A 16,990-nucleotide genomic window follows, 5' to 3' on the forward strand; every position below is an offset into this window, starting at 1 on the left:
CGCCGTGTCAGCAGACATGATCCCACCCAGAGGGAAACAAGATCCCCGAAATGGAATACGGATTTGTAACTGGACTCTAACCTTCGGCGGGTTCGCCCGATTCACGGTCATTCGCCGTGCGGAGGTGGCGGAGACCACCGCACCGCGGCACGGGCGCTGTCACCGGGGCATGGCAAAGTGAACGGGTGGAGACGGCACACGAAGTACTCACGACTCTCGCCTGGCGCTACGCCTTCGGTGACCTCGCCGCCCTGTGCGAGGCGGGCGCCGCGGGGCTGCGACCTGACGTCGCCGCCGAGGTCCGGTTGCTGTGCTCGTTCGGGCAGCGGCTGATCGACCTGGACGCGGAGGACTTCGGCGTCCCCGAACGCACCGGCGACCCGGCCGTCGACGTCCACGAGGTGCCCGATCACCTGCTCGCCCGCGCCCGGGCCAGCCGGATGCCGCAGTCCGCCAAAGAGAACACCCGCGGGGCGCTGCGGACGCTCCGTCCCGCCTACGGCCTGCTGCTCGAGGTGATCGAGGCGCGGTGGCGGCGGCGCGAGATGGCGGCCCTGGTCGCCGCCCTGCACATCGCCGCCGAATACCTCCCGCTGCTGGCCTGGGAGCCGGTCCTCGGCCACGCCGGCGACCCGGCGCTGCTGCCCGCGGCGGTCGCCGGCACCGGCAGCCGGTTCGGTGTGATGCCCGAGCCGGGCACGCCGCGCCAGTGCGACCTGACGCGTCCCGAGCAGTCCGCCGCCGAGCGCGCGCTGCGGGTGGCCGGAGAGCCCGGTCCCGGCTGGCGCGCCTACCTCGACCGCCAGCACAGCACGCTGGCGTCCGCCCTCGGACGCTGTGCCGCGTCGTGCCGCACGCCCTGCGACGTGGTCACGCGCCTGTCCCCCGACGTGCTCGAGGCCCTGACCGCCCGCTGCCGGCTGGCCCAGGAGTTCTCCGACGGCGCGCTCGTGCGCCTGCGCCACGCCGCGCCGGTCGGGCACGGCTTCGGGGTCCCGAGCCCCGAGGAGGTCGAGGAGGCCTGGTCCCGCACCCGCAGGTCGGTGGGCAACCAGCCGCTCGGGCGCGCGGTGGTCGAGCCCAGCACCGTCTACTGCCTGCCCGGCCTGCCCGAGGTGTTCTCCGCGGCGGCCGGGCGCCCGATCCTGCCCGACACCCTGCTGCACGACGTCGCCGCGCACATCGTCGCCATCCTCGAACACTGATGAACCTTCCGCCCGTCCCCTGATCCGCCGCTCGTGTCCTCCCGCGACGCGGAGGACGTCAGTGGGCACCGCCCTGATCGAGTACGGGACCGAGGGTGGCCGGCAGGCGGGGGTGACGGGGAAGGTCGTCCAGGAGCACCGGGCGGCCGGCGGCGTCCGCCAAGGGGATCCGCCAGTTCGGGTACTCATCGACCGTGCCGGGCTGGTTCTGCGTGCGCCGCTCCCCCACGGCGTCCGCCAGCGACACGCCGATCAGCCGCGCGGGCGTACGCGCGAGGAATGCGTGCAGCGCCGCCGTCATGTCGGCCGTGTCCAGGCCGAGCGACGTCAGCAGTTCCTTCCACTCGCGCAGTGACCGGTCGAGTTCGGCGTACTCCTCGGCGGCGGGCCGGGTGAGCAGGCCGAGACGCTCCCGCAGGACGATGTGGTCGCCGTTCAGGTACCCCTCGATGGGCGGCATGTCGTGGGTGCCCACAGTGGCCAGGCACAGCTCCCGCCACTTCCCCGGCGGCAGCGGCGCACCGCTCTCGTCGCGCTCGAACCACGCCATGGACGTGCCGAACACCCCGCGCTCGGCGAAGACGTCGCGCATGTAGTCCGCCACGGTGCCGAGATCCTCGCCGATGACCACGGCCCCGGCCTCGTGCGCCTCGGCCAGCAGCACGCCCAGCAGGTCGCCGTACGGGTAGGAGACGTACGTCCCATCGGCCGGGGAGGCACCCTGCGGCACCCACCACAGCCGGAAGACCTGCATCGCGTGGTCGAGGCGGAGCCCGCCCGCGTGCCGGAGCACGTGGCGCAGCATCGCGCGGTACGGGGCATAGCCCGCCGCCGCGAGCCGCTGCGGGTGCCAGGGCGGCTGACCCCAGTCCTGGCCGCGCTGGTTGAACTCGTCCGGCGGCGCCCCCACGCTCATCCCCGGCGCGAACAGGTCCCGGTACGCCCACGCGTCCGCCCCACCCGGGTCCACCCCGACGGCCAGGTCGTGGACGATCCCCAGGTCCATGCCGGCCTCACGCGCCGCGTCGTGGACGGCGCCGAGTTGCTCGTCGAGCCACCACTGCAGCCGACGGTGGAACTCGACGCGGTCGGCGCGCCGCTCACGCTCGGCCGCGACCGCCGCCGATCGGGGGTCGCGCAGGTCGGCCGGCCAGGACGGCCAGGACGAGCCGTGCTCCTCCGCGAGGGCGCACCAGGTCGCGAACGCGGTCAGTTCCTCTCCCTCGCGCTCGCGGAACCCGGCGTACGCCGCCGCACGCTCCGGGGTGAGCGGCACCTCGACCAGGAGTTCCAGCGCCGCCCGCTTGGCCGTCCAGACCGCGTCGCGGTCGATGTCGTCGGTCGTCCGGGACCGGGCCTGCTCGGGAGCGGCCAGTTCGGCGACCCGGCGCCGCACCTCCGGGTCGGCCCCGGTGTACTCGGACACGTCCTCCGGCCGCAGGTACAGGGGGCTGGTGTAGCGGCGGCTCACCGGCAGGTACGGCGACGGCCTGACCGGCGGGGCCGGTTCCCCCGCGTGCAGCGGGTTGACCAGGACGAATCCCGCGCCGAGCGCGCGGCCGCTCCACGCGGCCAGCTCCCGCAGGTCGGCGAGGTCCCCCATTCCCCACGAGCGGGTCGACCGCAGGGAGTAGAGCTGGGCCATGAGGCCCCAGGAACGCTCGCCGGGGTCCGGAGCCCGCGAGGGCGCGACGAGCAGCGGCGCGGCCTCCTCCCGGTCGCCGCGCCGGGCGCGTACCCGGTGCCATCCGAGCGGCGTCTCCAGGGGCAGCCGGTACGCCGTACGGAACCCGGTGGCCTCCGCCGACGTGGCGGGCGGCCGTCCTGCCGTCGCGGCCGCCTGCGGGCCGCCTGCCGTGGCCGCCTGCGGGGCGGCGGAGGACGGGCGCGGTTCCGCGCGGTGGAGACGGAGTTCGTCGCCGGTGGCGAGTTCGACCCACAGCTCGGCGTCGTCCGCCGCGAGCAGGTCCTCTCCCGCGAAGACGACGGCGACGGACGGGAGGAGGCGGGCGCGGCACTCCCGGTCGATCCGCTCGAGCTCGCGGCCGACGGCCTCCGACGACGACACGTCCGCCCCGAGCGCGGTGAGCACCGAGCTGATCGTGGTCACGGAGACGTCGGCCGGCCGGCCCCGCCAGTCCGTGTAGGAGGTCTCGACGCCGTACGCCGCGGCCAGCGCCTTCAGATCCTCGGTGCCCTCGGCCACGGTGTCCTCTCTCACGATGTCCCCGTCCTCGGCCCGCTCCCGGCTCCTGCCCGACGACTACGATGCCCCGTGGATCAGTCCCAAATCGGGGGATGACGGTGGGCCCACGGTCGGGCCTCCTCCAGTTGCGACGACAGGGCGATCAGCGTGGCCTCGTCGCCCACCCGCCCGGCGAGCATGACGCCGATGGGCAGGCCGCCGTCGGTCCAGTGCAGGGGGACGTTCACCGCGGGCTGGCCGGTGACGTTGTACACCGAGGTGAACGGTGTGAAGCGCTTCTGCCGCTCGAAGTTCTCCACGGGCTCGGCCTCCTCGAAGTGGCCGATGGGCACGGGCGGCTGCGCGAGCGTGGGATGCAGGATCACGTCGTAGCGATCGAGGACCGGCAGCGCCGTCCGTACGGCGGCCTGCAGCGACGCCTGGGCGCGCAGCAGTTGCGGAGCGGTGATCGTCTGGCCGCGTTCGCGCAGCCATCGGGTGAGCGGGCGCAGGAGCTCCTCGCGCTCGGGCGGGACCGGGGTGAGCGTGGCCATGGACGCCCAGATGACCTCGAAGTGGGGCATCAGCTCGTCCTGCCACGGCGGGACGATGTCCTCCACCTCGTGGCCGAGCTCCGCCAGCAGCGCGCTGGCGGCCTCGTAGGCGGCGAGGCAGTCGGGGTGCACCTCGGCGCCGGAGATCGGCGGCACGGCGCTGCGGCCGACGCGCAGCCGTCGCGGTGCCCGGTCGGCGGCCTCGAAAAAGGTCCCCTCGGGCGGCGCGGCGCGGTACATGTCGCCTGGAGCGTTCCCGGCCATGACGTCGAGGAGCAGCGCGGCGTCCCGTACGGTCCGGGTGATCGGGCCGCTGGTCGACAGGCCGACGAGGTCGGGGCTGACGGGCCCCTGGCTGATGCGGCCGCGCGTCGGCTTGATCCCGAAGAGGCCGCAGACGCTGGCCGGGATCCGGATGGACCCGCCGCCGTCACTGCCGTGCGCGGCCGGTGCGAGCCCGGCGGCGACCGCCGCGGCGGCGCCTCCGCTGGACCCTCCCGCGGAGCGTTCGACGTCCCAGGGCGTACGCGCGGGGGGTGCCACGGCGTTTTCGGTATAACAGGGCAGTCCGAATTCCGGCGTATTGGTCTTCCCCAGGAGAATCGTCCCCGCTTCACGCAGAAAAGCGACGACGTTGTCGTCGGTGAATGCCGTGAAGTCGGCAAAGGCCGCCGAGCCGAGCGTCGTCCGTACGTCCTTGACCATGTTGAGGTCCTTGACGGGGATCGGAACGCCGAGCAGCGGAGCCGCGTCGCCGGCCATGACCGCGCGCTCGGCCGCCTTGGCCTGGTCACGCGCGAGGTCGGCGGTCACGGTGATGTAGGCGCCGACGCGGTCCGTCAGGCGGTCGATGCGGTCGAGGTAGTGCTCGGCGACGTCGACGGGTGAGAGCTCCCGGCGGCGGATCGCGGTGGCCTGCTCCCGGACACTGAGATCGTGAATTTGCGTCACAAGTGAAAACGGTACGCCCACCGAAAGTTGCAGCAGAGCAGTGGGGGGATAGGAATTATCTACCCTGGTAGGATGCCACCGAACCGCTCAAGGGCGGAGACAAAAGTATCAACCGGACACGACTATGCACTCGGCGCCGGCTCTGGTTACGCTTCGCTCGGAAGATCATGTGCGCTGCCGTCAATCGAGCACGGAGTGTCGACAATGGCCAGTGTGGAGCGAGGCGAGTCCACCCAGACGTCCACACGCGAGCACCCTGACGACGAACGTCCGTTCGAGCTGCCCGGTGAAGAAGGCTCGGCCGAACGTCCTGACGAGGGACGCCCGCCCAAGCGGCGGAGGGAGCAGGCGATCGGAGGCCGGATCAGCGATCCGCAGATCCAACGCTGGATGATCCGGATCGGCGCGGCCGCCGTTCTCGGCCTGCTGTTCGCGATCATCTTCGAGATCCGGATCGGCCTGGCCGTGGCGGTGCTCACCGTGGTCGTCGATGTCGTCCGGAGATCCCGTCAGCACTCCAGTGTGGAGGCCTGGCGGAAGCCGTCGGTCGCGGAGCGCAGGACCGAGCGGCAGCTGCGCGGCATGGAGAAGGCCGGTTATCGCGCCCTCCACGCCCGCGCCGTCCCCCGCGACGACGACGGCGTCAGCGATGGGCAGATCGACCACCTCGTCATCGGGCCGACCGGCGTGTACGCCGTCGACTCGGAGAAGTGGGACAAGCGGCTGCCCGTACGAGCGCTGTCGCACCGCAAGCTGTTCCTCGGGCCGTTCAACAAGAAGGAGCGCCTCGACGAGGCCCGCTGGGAGTCCGACCAGGCCAGCAAGCTGATCAGCGCGGAGCTCGGCTATGAGGTGCCGGTCCAGCCGTCGCTGGCCATCTACGGCCCGGCGATCTCCTGGAAGGTGCTGATGGTGCGCAACGTCGACGTCTACTCCGGTGGACGGGCCCGCAACTACCTGCGGCGCCGGCCCAAGATCCTCACCGCGGTGGACATCGAGCGCATCTACAACGCCGCCGAGCGGGTGCTGCCGCCGAAGTACCCCGGATCCTGACCGTCTCCCGTCGCGTGCCCGACGCTCGATCCCCGGTACGACGTCCCAGAAACTGAGACCGCCGTCTCATGCGGGCCGTCGACCCCATACCATCGAAGTCTGAGCACGAATCGATGGGAGAGGCAGATGCCCCCGCTGAGGTCACGAACGGTCACGCACGGCAGGAACATGGCGGGAGCCCGGGCCCTTCTCAGGGCCACCGGCGTAGCGCGTGAGGACTTCGGCAAGCCCATCATCGCGGTGGCCAACAGCTTCACCGAGTTCGTGCCCGGCCACGTCCATCTGCGCGAGGTCGGCCAGGTCGTCGCCGCCGCGGTCAAGGAGGCGGGCGGCATCCCGCGCGAGTTCAACACGATCGCGGTCGACGACGGCATCGCGATGGGCCACGGCGGCATGCTCTACTCGCTGCCGTCCCGCGAGCTGATCGCCGACTCGGTCGAGTACATGGTCAACGCGCACTGCGCCGACGCCATGATCTGCGTCTCCAACTGCGACAAGATCACGCCGGGCATGCTGATCGCGGCCATGCGGCTCAACATCCCGACCGTGTTCGTCTCCGGCGGGCCGATGGAGGCGGGCAAGCCAGTGAACGGCACGACCAAGCTCGACCTGATCGACCCGATGATCGCCTCCGCCGACGAGTCGGTCTCCGACGAGACCCTCGCCCAGATGGAGGAGAACGCCTGCCCGACCTGCGGGTCCTGCTCGGGCATGTTCACCGCCAACTCGATGAACTGCCTCACCGAGGCGATCGGCCTGTCCCTTCCGGGCAACGGCACGATCCTGGCGACCCACGCCGACCGCAAGAAGCTGTTCCAGGACGCCGGGCGCCGCGTCGTCGAGATCGCCAACCGTTACTACGCCGGGGACGACGAGTCCGTCCTCCCGCTGAACATCGCGACCCGCGACGCGTTCGAGAACGCCATGGCGCTCGACGTGGCGATGGGCGGATCGACCAACACGATCCTGCACCTGCTCGCGGCGGCCCGGGAGGCCGGCGTCGACTTCGGCCTGAAGGAGATCGACGAGCTGTCGCGCCGCGTGCCCTGCGTCTGCAAGGTCGCCCCGGCCACGGCCAAGTACCACGTCGAGGACGTACACCGGGCGGGCGGCATCCCCGCGATCCTCGGCGAGCTCGACCGCGCCGGGCTGCTCAACCGCACGGTCCACACGATCCACAGCGCGTCGCTGGGGGAGTTCCTGGAGGCGCACGACGTCCGCTCCCCCGGCGTCCGTCCGGAGGCGGTCGAGCTGTTCCACGCCGCGCCGGGCGGGGTCCGCACGATCAAGCCGTACAGCCAGGACAACCGCTGGGAGGAGCTCGACCTCGACCGCGAGCAGGGCTGCATCCGCGACGTCGAGCACGCCTACACCAAGGACGGCGGGCTGGCCGTGCTGCACGGCAACCTGGCCGTCGAGGGCGCCGTCGTCAAGACCGCCGGCGTCGAGGAGGCCCTGTGGACCTTCGAGGGCCCGGCGATCGTCTTCGAGAGCCAGGACGACGCGGTCGAGGGCATCCTCGGCAACCGGGTCAAGCCCGGTGACGTCGTCGTCATCCGCTACGAGGGCCCCAAGGGCGGCCCGGGCATGCAGGAGATGCTGTACCCGACGTCGTTCCTCAAGGGCCGCGGGCTCGGCAAGGCCTGCGCGCTGATCACCGACGGGCGCTTCTCCGGCGGCACCAGCGGCCTGTCCATCGGCCACGCCTCGCCGGAGGCCGCCGCCGGCGGCGACATCGCCCTGGTCGAGGACGGCGACCGGATCGTCATCGACATCCCGCGCCGGGAGCTGCGCCTCGACGTGCCCGCCGACGAGCTCAGGGCGCGCCGCGAGCGCCTCCTGAAGGAGCTGGGCTCCTACCGGCCCCGCGACCGGCACCGTCCGGTGAGCGCCGCGCTGCAGGCCTACGCCGCGATGGCCACGTCCGCCTCCACCGGCGCGGCCCGCGACATCTCCCAGCTCGGCGGCTGACCTCCCGGATCCGGTGGGCGTCACCCGCCCACCGGATCACTCCTGGTTCGCCCCGCCGCCGACACGTCCATGACGACACAGGGCGCGCGGCTCGGACATCTCAGCTTCGGGTGCCGCCCACGAACTGCATCAGGCCGTACGTCCGCTGGCGCAGGGCCGTGAAGCCGCGGCCCCTAAGGGCGTGGCAGAGGTCGTCGGTGCCGAACATCCGGATGCCGGTCAGCCGCCCGAGCACGGCGCTGCCCGTGCCGATGAGCGGGAGCTCCGGCCGCCGGGTCGTGAGGAACACGGCCCGGCCGCCGGGCCTGAGCACGCGGGTGATGTCGTCGACGGCCGCCCACGGGTCGTCGAAGAGGTACAGGCCGCCGAAGCAGCACACCGCGTCGAACGCCTCGTCGCGGAACGGCAGGTCCGCCGCGTCGCCGCGGACGTAGGCGGCGTCGGCGGCGCCGTTCTCCCCGCGGGGACTCGGCCGGGCCGTCTCGGCCACCGCGCGGTCGAGCATGGTCGAGGAGGCGTCGATGCCCACGACGAGCCCGTGGCCCGTCATCCCGGCGGCCAGCGCGCGGGTGATGTTGCCGGGGCCACAGGCCACGTCGAGCACGGTGCCGTCCGGAACCGCGGCGAGGTCCAGCCAGTCGCGGGCGAGCGCGTACTCCTCCTCGACGCTGGGCCCGAGCGGGCCCTTGGACAACCCGAACATCACCGGCCGCCACACGTCCTCGTAGATCTTCGGGAGGAAGCCGGAGCGCATGAGCCGTTGCGCCATCGTGTCGTGCTGCCGCGCCTCCTCGCCGAGGAGGTCGAGGTAGCCGCGCGACACGTCCGGCTCGGCGGGCGGCCGGTCGAGCAGCGGCAGGACGCGTTCGAGCGCGGTCATGTCCCCTGTCCCGCCTCCTCGAGCGTGAGACCGGTGTGCGCGGCCATGAACGACAGGGTGTCGACGCTCAGGTCGATCGAACGGCTGACCGCGCGGGCGCCGTGCCCGACCTCGGCCTCGTTGCGCAGGAGGATGGGGCCGCCCTCATCGGAGGTGGCGTGCTGGAGGGCCGCGCACATCTTGCGGGCGTGCAGCGGGTCGACCCGGGTGTCGCTCTCGAAGACCGTGAAGAGGGTCGCCGGGTGGGCGACGCCCTCACGCACGTGGTGGTACGGGGAGTAGGCGTACAGCCAGCCGAACTGCTCCGGGTCGTCGGCCGTGCCGTACTCGACGTTCCAGGTCTGGCCGAGGCCGAACCTCTCGTACCGGATCATGTCCAGCAGCGGCGCCGAGCACACGGCCGCCGCGTACAGGTCGGGCCGCTGGGTGATCGCGGCGCCGACGAGCAGGCCGCCGTTGGACCCGCCGGAGATGGCGAGCCGGTCCGCCGAGGTCCACTCGTCGGCGATGAGCTTCTCGGCCGCGGCGTGGAAGTCGTCGAAGACATTCTGCTTCTTGCCCAGCATCCCGGCGCGGTGCCACTCCTCGCCCTCCTCCGAACCGCCGCGCAGGTTCGCGACGGCGTAGACGCCGCCGGCCTCCACCCAGGCGAGCGTTGCGGCGGAGTACGCGGGCGTCAGCGGGACGTTGAAACCGCCGTAGCCGTAGAGGATGGTCGGCTTGGGCGTGCCCTCGCCCGGCACCGCGTCGGCCCGGGCGACGATGAGCATGCGCACCTCGGTGCCGTCCTTCGAGGTGTACGTCACCTGGCGCGCCTCGACGTCGGGCACGTCGACCGTGCCGGGCGCGGACGCCCACAGCGTCGTCTCGCCCGTCGTGGCGTCGAAGTGGTACACGGACGTCGGCGTCGTGTGGTCGACGTAGGAGAACCACGTCTCGTGGCCGCCCTCGGGACGGTCGACGAGGCCGCCGATGGTGCCGAGGCCGGGCACCGGAACCTCGCCGATACGCTCCCCGGTCGCCAGGTCGTGGACGGTGATCTCGCTGATCGCGTGGCGGGTCCATCCGGCGAGCAGGATCGGCCGGTCGAGATCGTCGAGGATCGCGAAGTCCGTGAGGACCGCCTCGGTGTCCTCGGGGAGCAGGTCGCGCCAGGCGCCGGGCGACAGGTCGGCCGGGTCGGCCACGCACAGCCGGCCGCGCGGGGCGTCCCGGTCGGTGAAGACGTACGCGCGGCCGTCGCGCCCGAAGTGCACGCCGGTCTCGGCGTCGACGCCCTCCTGGACCACCCGCAGCTCCGGGGCCTCCGGGGAGGAGGTGGTCAGGTCGGCGACCCACAGGTCGTTGCGCGGCGCGGTGCCCTGGGAGGAGGAGAGGCTGAGCCAGCGGCCGTCGCGACTGACGCCGACGCCGTAGTAGTTGGTCTTCTCCCGCCCCTCACCGAAGATCATCACGTCGTCGGTCTCCGGGTCGGTCCCGAGCCGGTGCAGGTAGACGCGGCGGTGGTACTGGTCCTCCCCCGCCGGGACCTGGTCGGCGGGGAGCCGGCGGACGTAGTAGTACGTCTCGCCGCCCGGCAGCCAGGCGATCGGGGTGTAGCGGCACCGGTCGATCGGCCCCTCGACCGTCTCGCCGGTGGCGACGTCCATCACGTAGAGCTTGGACTCCTCGTCGCCGCCGTGGGAGAGCTGGTAGGCCAGCAGGCGGCCCTCCTTGTCCGGCTGCCAGGAGTCCAGCGTCGTCGTGTGGGTCGGGTCGAGCGCCATCGGGTCGATCAGCGCCCGCTCCCCTCCGCCCTCGCCGGGGTCGACGGTGTAGAGGACGGCGTGCTCCTGCTCCGCGGTGCGCCGCATGAAGAACCGGCGCTCGCCCCGCCAGACCGGAGCCCCGACGCTCCCGGCGCCGAGCAGCTCGCGCACGCGCGCCCGCATCCGGTCCCGGCCGGGCAGGTCGTCGACCTCGCGGTGGAACAGCTCGTCCTGGGCCGCCAGCCATTTCTTGGTGTCGTCGCCGTTCGGATCCTCCAGCCACCGGTAGGGATCGGCGACGCGATGACCGTGGATCTCCTCGACGATGTCCTGACGATGCGCGGACGGGTACTGCAGTCGGCTCATGACGGCACTTTACGAGGTCGCCGTCACCGCCCGCGCCGGGCGTGGCGGTTTCCCCCCGATCGCCGCGCCGAGAAAGATGTGGGGCGCGTCTTTCCACGTTGATTCGGGGGGAACAATGAAAGACACCATCGACCCGCACGGGTCGGACTCGCGCGCGAGCGGTCCCTACGGCAGCCGTACGAGACTGGTCGCGGCACCGGCGCTGGTCACGGTCGCCCTGACCGCCGGGGCCCTGGCGGGCGGGACCGCGCTCGCGCTCGCTCCGCGGCCACACGCGGCCGCGTCACCGCAGGGCGCCCAGCGCGCAGAACGGCCGGCGCATCCGGGACACGCGGCCCAGCCGTCACACGCACCGTCCCACGCGACCGAACCGTCGCACGCACCGTCCCAGGCGGCCCAAGGGCCACACGCGGCGTCGCACGAGGGCGCCCAGCAGTCACACGCGGCGTCGCACGAGGGCGCCCAGCGCTCCCGCGAGGCGCAAGGAGGGCACCGCACCGAGGCACAAGGAGGGCACCGCGCGCAGGGGGCGGCCCTGCGGCTGCTGTACGACCGGCCCGAGGCCGCGCCGGGAGGTTCCGGCGTCATCTGGCGCTGGACCGTGGCGAACGACGGAAAGAGCGCGGCCGAGGGCGTCGTCGCGACCCAGAAGATCACGTCCGGTCACAAGATCCTCGGGCTGTCGAAGCCCTGCGGCTCGGACCACGAGACGGTCGTGTGCCGCTACGAGACGCTGGGCGCGGGCGACAAGCGCACCGGCTGGATCAAGACCTCGGGCAACCCGAAGGGCGGCCCGCTGCGCGTCGACGCCAAGATGACGTGGCACGGGCGTCCGGCGCAGGCGGCCACGCCGGACGCGGGGACCGAGACAGGCGGTCACCACCCGGGTCACTGACCCGTCGAGCCGCCTCACGGGCGCGCTTCCAGCGATTGCCGCGATATGGGGTAGCGGGATCAGCACCTCAGCAGCCACACTGATTTGAACTCGGGTATCACCCGTGAGGAGGTCCTCGTGTCGGGTGCGCTGGTGAGAAAGATCATTGAGCCTCATGTCGAGGCGCGCTGGAGCGTGGCCCGTGGGGCAGCCGGCGCCTGCGGCGCGGAGGCCGTCTGATGAGACAGGTCCTGCTGCTCAACGCGACCTACGAACCCCTTACCACCCTTCCGCTGCGGCGTGCGGTCTGCCTGGTCCTCCGGGAGAAGGCCGAGATCGTGCATCTTGACGCCTCTGGAGCCCGGCTGCACTCGGCCTCCGTCATCGTCGAGATGCCGTCGGTGATCCGGCTTCTGCGCTACGTCCGGATCCCGTACCGACAACGCGTGCCGCTCACCCGGGCGGCCCTCATGCGGCGTGACAGCTTCCGGTGCGCCTACTGCGGCCTTCGCGCGGAGACGATCGACCACGTCCTCCCGCGCAGTCGCGGGGGAAAGCACGTCTGGGAGAACTGCGTCGCCTCCTGTCGGCCTTGCAATCACCGCAAGGCCGACAAGCTACTTGAAGAGATCGGATGGAAGCTGCGCTTCGTCCCGGGCGTTCCGCGGGGGGCGCACTGGCGGCTCATCGGCCTGGTCAACGACGGCGACCCCCAGTGGGCGCCCTACGTCTCCGAATCCGCCGCCTGATCGCCTGGCGGGGCGTGACGGACGGGCGGCGACGTCGTACCCTGTGGCCGTGCCACGCTACGACTACCGCTGCCGCGCCTGCGGCGCGACGTTCGAGATGTCCCGCCCGATGGCCGAGGCGTCCGCCCCGGCCGCCTGTCCCGACGGGCACGACGACACGGTGAAGCTGCTGTCCACGGTCGCCGTCACCGGCGGCGCGACCGCCACTCCGCCCAGCGGCGGGGGGTGCTGCGGAGGCGGCTGCTGCGGCTGACGGTTGTTTCCAGGGCTCATCTCCGCCGAGCGGCGCCGCCCTCCGGCCGGCATCCGGGCGAAGCTCCTTACAGCCGTGCCGCCGGCCGTTCCCGGAGGGGCGTGTACCCGTAGGCCGGGAAGACCTCGACCATGGTGCGCAGATTCTTGATCACTCTTTCGCGGTGGCCAGTGTCACCGGAGGCGGGCGGGTGGCCGAAAAGGTGCTCCACGCGCTCGCCACGCCGGTCACGATGAACGCCCCCGGCACCAGCAGTCCCAACAGTTCCCAGGGCACCGCGACGAGCGGCCTGCCGATGGCCCGGTCGGCCGCCGCGCCGAGTCCCGCCAGCGCACCCGCCGCCACGAGGAGCCCGAGGAACAGCCCGATCGCGGTGACCGCCGCCGCCTCGATCAGCGCCATCCGTACCACCTGCGAGCGACCCATCCCGATGAGACGCACGACCGCGAACTCGACCTTGCGCTCGGCACCGGCGATGACCACCGCGTTGACGACGGCGACGGCCGCGTAGAGACCGCCGAGGCCGACGAGCACCGCGAAGATCGCCTCGTTGCCCTTCTGCTGCCTGTCGGCCTCATCGTCGGCCCAGTCCGCCAGGCTGCGGACCGTCCCGATCCCGGCCGCGCGGATCCGCGCGGCGACGGCCGAGGGCGCGGTGCCGGGCACGACCTGGACCACCGTACGGGTCGGCGCCGTGGCGATGACATCTTCCGGGAGCAGTTCGCGCGGCAGGAGGAAATTGTCCGCGCCGTTCTCCAGCACGGGGGCCAGCACGGCGACGATCCGCAGCCGTAGGCGTCGCCCGCCGATCCGGGCGGTCGCCGCCTGCCCGCGCCGCAGGCCCATCTCGCTCAGGCCCGGCCCGACCGCGATCGTCCGCCCGCGCAGAGCCTCGAGCGAGCCGAAGCGGGGTGGCCGCCGATGGGTCCGCCCGTACGCCGCCGGATCCACCGCGACGACCCCCGAGTAGTAGGTGTGCCGGTACGCGCCGCGCCCGACCGTCACGGCGATCGGGACGGTGGCCTGCGGCGACGCCACCGCGATCCCCGGAACGGCCGCGATCCGGGACGTCTGCGCGCCGGTCGAGTCGACGACCAGGTCACCGGCCACGATGCGCTTCTGCTCCTCTCCTCCCATCCGCCCCAGGGACGCCAGGGTGCCCATCAGGCCGACCACGAGGGAGACGAGCACGATCAGCGGAGCGGCGGTCGAGGCGCTCCGCCGGACGGCGTCCCGCAGGTTGGCCTGGGCGATCTCGCCGAGGGTGCTCCGGCGCAGCGCGAGGCCGATGAGGCGGCCCACGAGCGGCACGACCAGGGGGCTCAGCAGGCTCAGGGCCACCGCGCCGAGCACCGAGACGGTCATGGCGATGAGAAGCGCGCCCAGCACGTCGACGCGGCCGGTCTGCGCCGCGGTGACCAGCCAGATCACGCAGGCGAGCAGGGACAGGCCGAACACCCAGCGGGCGACGGTCATGACCCGGGCGGCACGGCCGGTGTCCCGCAGCGCCTCCAGGGGGCGCACCAGGGCGGCCCGCCGCGCGGCCGTCAGGACGCCGAGCAGTGCCACCGTGAGGCCGACGCAGGCCGACGCCAGGATGATCCCGCCACCCAGGTGCGGGGAGACCCCGCCGGGCAGGAAGCCGAACGCCACCAGCAGCCAGGACTGGGCCCACGTACCCGGCACGCCGAGCAGGACGCCCGCCCCGGCACCCGCCGCACCGAGCAGTGCCGCCTCCGACAGCAGCAGGACGACGAGCTGGGGGCGGCCGGCCCCGGCCAGCCGCAGCAAGGCGAGTTCCCGGCGCCGCTGGGCCACGGTGAAGGCGAACGTCGAGCCGACGATGAACAGCGCGAGGAAGCCGGCGAGCATCACCGTCATGCCCAGCAGGGTCGCGGCGCCCGCGTAGGCGTCCTGGATCCGCTCCCTGGCCTGCCCGGACACGCCCGCGGGGATCCGCGCGTCAGAGACCGCGGCCATCATCGACAGCGAGGACTGCATCAACGCGACGCCCAGGGCGACGGCCAGAATGGCGCCGACGAACAGGCGGCGGTGCTCCCGGAAGTTGCTCCACGCGATCCGCAGCACGCTCAACCCTCCAGTCGCGCGAGCCGGTCGGCGACCTCCCGCGCGGACGGGCGCATCGCGTGGTCGACGATCCGACCGTCCGACAGGAACACCACCGCGTCGGCCCGTGCCGCCGCGCCGGGGTCGTGGGTGACCATGACGATCGTCTGGCCGGCCGAGTCGACCATGTCCCGCAGCAACCCGAGCACCGTACGGGCCGATCCCGAGTCCAGCGCGCCGGTCGGCTCGTCGGCGAACAGCACCGCCGGCCGGGTCACCATCGCCCGCGCGATCGCGACGCGCTGCTGCTGCCCGCCCGACAGCTCCCGGGGCCGGTGCCCCAGCCGGTCCCCCAGGCCGACGGCCTCCAGCACGTCGCGAACGGCCTGCCGGGAGACCTTCCGCCCGGCGAGCCGCAATGGCAGAGCGACGTTCTGCTCCGCGGTGAGCGAGCCGACCAGGTTGAAGGTCTGGAAGACGAACCCGACGGTGTGCCGCCGCAGCGCGGTGAGCGTGCCGTCCGGCGCGGAGGTGATGTCCTGTCCCCTCAGCAGGACCCTGCCGCCGCTCGCCTTCTCCAGACCCGCGGCGCAGTGCAGCAGCGTCGACTTCCCCGACCCCGACGGCCCCATCACCGCGGTCCAGGACCCGGCCGGAAACCCGATGCTCACCCCGGCGAGGGCCCGGACCTTCGCCTCGCCCTTCCCGTACTCCCTGCTGACCTCGCGCAACTCCACCGCGGGTGCGGCGGGGCCCGCGGGCCATGCCTGTCCGATCCCTTGTCCCACCGTCATACGACGATCCCATCGCCCCAGCGATCCAGGGGCATCAGCCCAGGACACCAACCCGAGGTATGCCTGGCCCTACCTCCGCCCTCACGGGTGGACGTGATCCACCCACCGCGAGCACCCGGCCCCGCCCCGACGTCGCGCTCGCCGTCATCCCGGCCTGCCCTGATTCCCGGCTCCCGCTCCGGGGGAGGGTGACGCGCAGAATGCTCGGTGACCGCTGCCGCAAACGGGACGAACCCCTCAGACCATCAGTCGATTCGGGGCCTTTACCGAGTCTTCTGTTCCAGGCGCCCACCCAGGTCCCACACGCTGCCGACACCCGCGCAACCTGCGCTGGTCACACATAGAAATGGCCCCCGCCGAATGCGAGGGCCATACGTCGTGGAGGGGTCAGGGGTGCTCGATCTCTTCGCGGCCGCCGACCACGACCTCGACGCATTGCCCGCCGCCCGAATCACTGCGGCTGCTCTTGCGCCAGTCGGTCATCACATCTTCTCCATCGCTCGCTTGATCACGTCGCGGGACGCCGAGCGGGACAGGGAATCCGCCCCGATCTCGTCGAACCGTACAACGAACCGCCGAACGCCTGGACCGTCGAGTACGAGTCGACCGCCCTCCGCCGCCTCCGTATAGGCGATGTCACCGTCGGGCTCACAACTCATGATTTTGAATGCTCCGGTCAGCCCCAAGTAGTAGCCGGCCGACCGCGGGTAGATGCGCACAACGACGTCCGGCAGGTCCGAGAACTCAAGCAGGCGCGCAAGCTGGGCGCGCATGACCTTGGCTCCCCCCACGGGCCGGTCGAGTACGCCCTCGTCCAGCAGCACATGCATCCGTGGCGGGTTCTTCCGGGTCAAGATCCGCTGGCGGTCCATGCGTAGCCGGAGGTCCGCCTCAGGGTCTCCGGATCCTTCCGTCGCGATTGCCACGCGTGCGTAGTCCTCCGTTTGGAGCAGCCCGGGGATGATGAGCGGCTCGAAGATTCTGAGTGCGTAGGCGCGAGCCTCGTACAACAGGTGTTCGCGGAACCAGTTCGGATCATGGCCTTCCTGGGCGAAAGTGAACAGCCGGACAAAATGCCCGCCGGTTTCCCATGCCGCATCAAGGGCTCTGAGTTTTTTCAGGCCCGGACGACGCCGACCGCTCTCGAAGTTTGAAAAGTGGGACGCGCTGACGCTGACGATCTTGCCGGCCGCAGAGAGGGAGACCGTCTGCCGCTTGCGGTATCTGCGCAGCTCATAGGCCAACCACGCCCACAGCGACGACTGCGGATCCAGCGTCTCGACGCCGACCATGACGACCCCCGACCTTTTCAATCTTCACCGTGCAGCGCGGACCATAAC

14 protein-coding genes are annotated in these 16,990 nt (G+C 72.0%); 6 read left to right on the plus strand and 8 right to left on the minus strand.

Annotated features, from left to right (window positions below):
* Window positions 1-185: 185 nt before the first annotated feature.
* Window positions 186-1,205, plus strand: a complete 1,020-nt coding sequence (locus NE236_RS35225; protein WP_252846569.1) for a hypothetical protein — start codon at window positions 186-188, stop codon at window positions 1,203-1,205.
* 58 nt (window positions 1,206-1,263) lie between these two features.
* On the opposite strand, the gene malQ is transcribed toward NE236_RS35225, so the two are convergent.
* Window positions 1,264-3,426 (minus strand): 4-alpha-glucanotransferase, encoded by a 2,163-nt coding sequence (gene malQ, locus NE236_RS35230; protein ID WP_252846570.1) that lies wholly within the window; start codon window positions 3,424-3,426, stop codon window positions 1,264-1,266.
* A 59-nt stretch (window positions 3,427-3,485) separates the two neighbouring features.
* Window positions 3,486-4,895: an amidase gene (locus NE236_RS35235; protein WP_252846571.1), complete on the minus strand. Its 1,410-nt coding sequence runs from the start codon at window positions 4,893-4,895 to the stop codon at window positions 3,486-3,488.
* Window positions 4,896-5,099: 204 nt separating this feature from the next.
* Here NE236_RS35235 and NE236_RS35240 point away from each other — a divergent pair, with 204 nt between their 5' ends.
* Window positions 5,100-5,948, plus strand: coding sequence for a nuclease-related domain-containing protein (locus tag NE236_RS35240; protein WP_252846572.1), 849 nt, complete (start codon window positions 5,100-5,102; stop codon window positions 5,946-5,948).
* 126 nt (window positions 5,949-6,074) lie between these two features.
* On the plus strand, window positions 6,075-7,919 hold the full coding sequence (gene ilvD / locus NE236_RS35245) for a dihydroxy-acid dehydratase (RefSeq protein WP_252846573.1): 1,845 nt from the start codon (window positions 6,075-6,077) through the stop codon (window positions 7,917-7,919).
* Window positions 7,920-8,019: 100 nt separating this feature from the next.
* On the opposite strand, the gene NE236_RS35250 is transcribed toward ilvD, so the two are convergent.
* Together NE236_RS35250 and NE236_RS35255 are read right to left on the minus strand one after the other, a co-directional pair.
* On the minus strand, window positions 8,020-8,799 hold the full coding sequence (locus NE236_RS35250; protein WP_252846574.1) for a class I SAM-dependent methyltransferase: 780 nt from the start codon (window positions 8,797-8,799) through the stop codon (window positions 8,020-8,022).
* A complete protein-coding gene (locus NE236_RS35255; protein ID WP_252846575.1) occupies window positions 8,796-10,913 on the minus strand; it encodes a prolyl oligopeptidase family serine peptidase in 2,118 nt (705 codons plus the stop codon). The genes NE236_RS35250 and NE236_RS35255 overlap by 4 nt, the downstream gene beginning before the upstream one ends.
* 115 nt (window positions 10,914-11,028) lie before the next feature.
* Here NE236_RS35255 and NE236_RS35260 point away from each other — a divergent pair, with 115 nt between their 5' ends.
* From NE236_RS35260 to NE236_RS35270, 3 genes are all read left to right on the plus strand, one after another.
* Window positions 11,029-11,808 carry a hypothetical protein gene (locus NE236_RS35260; RefSeq protein WP_252846576.1) on the plus strand — a complete coding sequence of 260 codons (780 nt, stop codon included), beginning with the start codon at window positions 11,029-11,031 and terminating at the stop codon, window positions 11,806-11,808.
* Between the two features lie 218 nt (window positions 11,809-12,026).
* A complete protein-coding gene (locus tag NE236_RS35265; RefSeq protein WP_252846577.1) occupies window positions 12,027-12,536 on the plus strand; it encodes an HNH endonuclease in 510 nt (169 codons plus the stop codon).
* A gap of 49 nt (window positions 12,537-12,585) precedes the next feature.
* Window positions 12,586-12,789, plus strand: a complete 204-nt coding sequence (locus tag NE236_RS35270; RefSeq protein WP_252846578.1) for an FmdB family zinc ribbon protein — start codon at window positions 12,586-12,588, stop codon at window positions 12,787-12,789.
* A gap of 150 nt (window positions 12,790-12,939) precedes the next feature.
* Here NE236_RS35270 and NE236_RS35275 read toward each other — a convergent pair whose 3' ends face one another.
* The 4 genes from NE236_RS35275 to NE236_RS35290 form a co-directional block, all read right to left on the minus strand.
* Window positions 12,940-14,877, minus strand: coding sequence for an FtsX-like permease family protein (locus NE236_RS35275; RefSeq protein ID WP_252846579.1), 1,938 nt, complete (start codon window positions 14,875-14,877; stop codon window positions 12,940-12,942).
* Between the two features lie 2 nt (window positions 14,878-14,879).
* Window positions 14,880-15,650 carry an ABC transporter ATP-binding protein gene (locus NE236_RS35280; protein WP_252846580.1) on the minus strand — a complete coding sequence of 257 codons (771 nt, stop codon included), beginning with the start codon at window positions 15,648-15,650 and terminating at the stop codon, window positions 14,880-14,882.
* 387 nt (window positions 15,651-16,037) lie between these two features.
* Window positions 16,038-16,133: a DUF397 domain-containing protein gene (locus tag NE236_RS35285; RefSeq protein WP_252846581.1), complete on the minus strand. Its 96-nt coding sequence runs from the start codon at window positions 16,131-16,133 to the stop codon at window positions 16,038-16,040.
* On the minus strand, window positions 16,133-16,942 hold the full coding sequence (locus NE236_RS35290; RefSeq protein ID WP_252846582.1) for a helix-turn-helix domain-containing protein: 810 nt from the start codon (window positions 16,940-16,942) through the stop codon (window positions 16,133-16,135). Before NE236_RS35290 ends, NE236_RS35285 begins: the two co-directional genes overlap by 1 nt.
* Between the last annotated feature and the right edge of the window lie 48 nt (window positions 16,943-16,990).

Source organism: Actinoallomurus purpureus, assembly GCF_024055795.1.
In the GTDB taxonomy this organism is placed as follows: domain Bacteria; phylum Actinomycetota; class Actinomycetes; order Streptosporangiales; family Streptosporangiaceae; genus Actinoallomurus; species Actinoallomurus purpureus.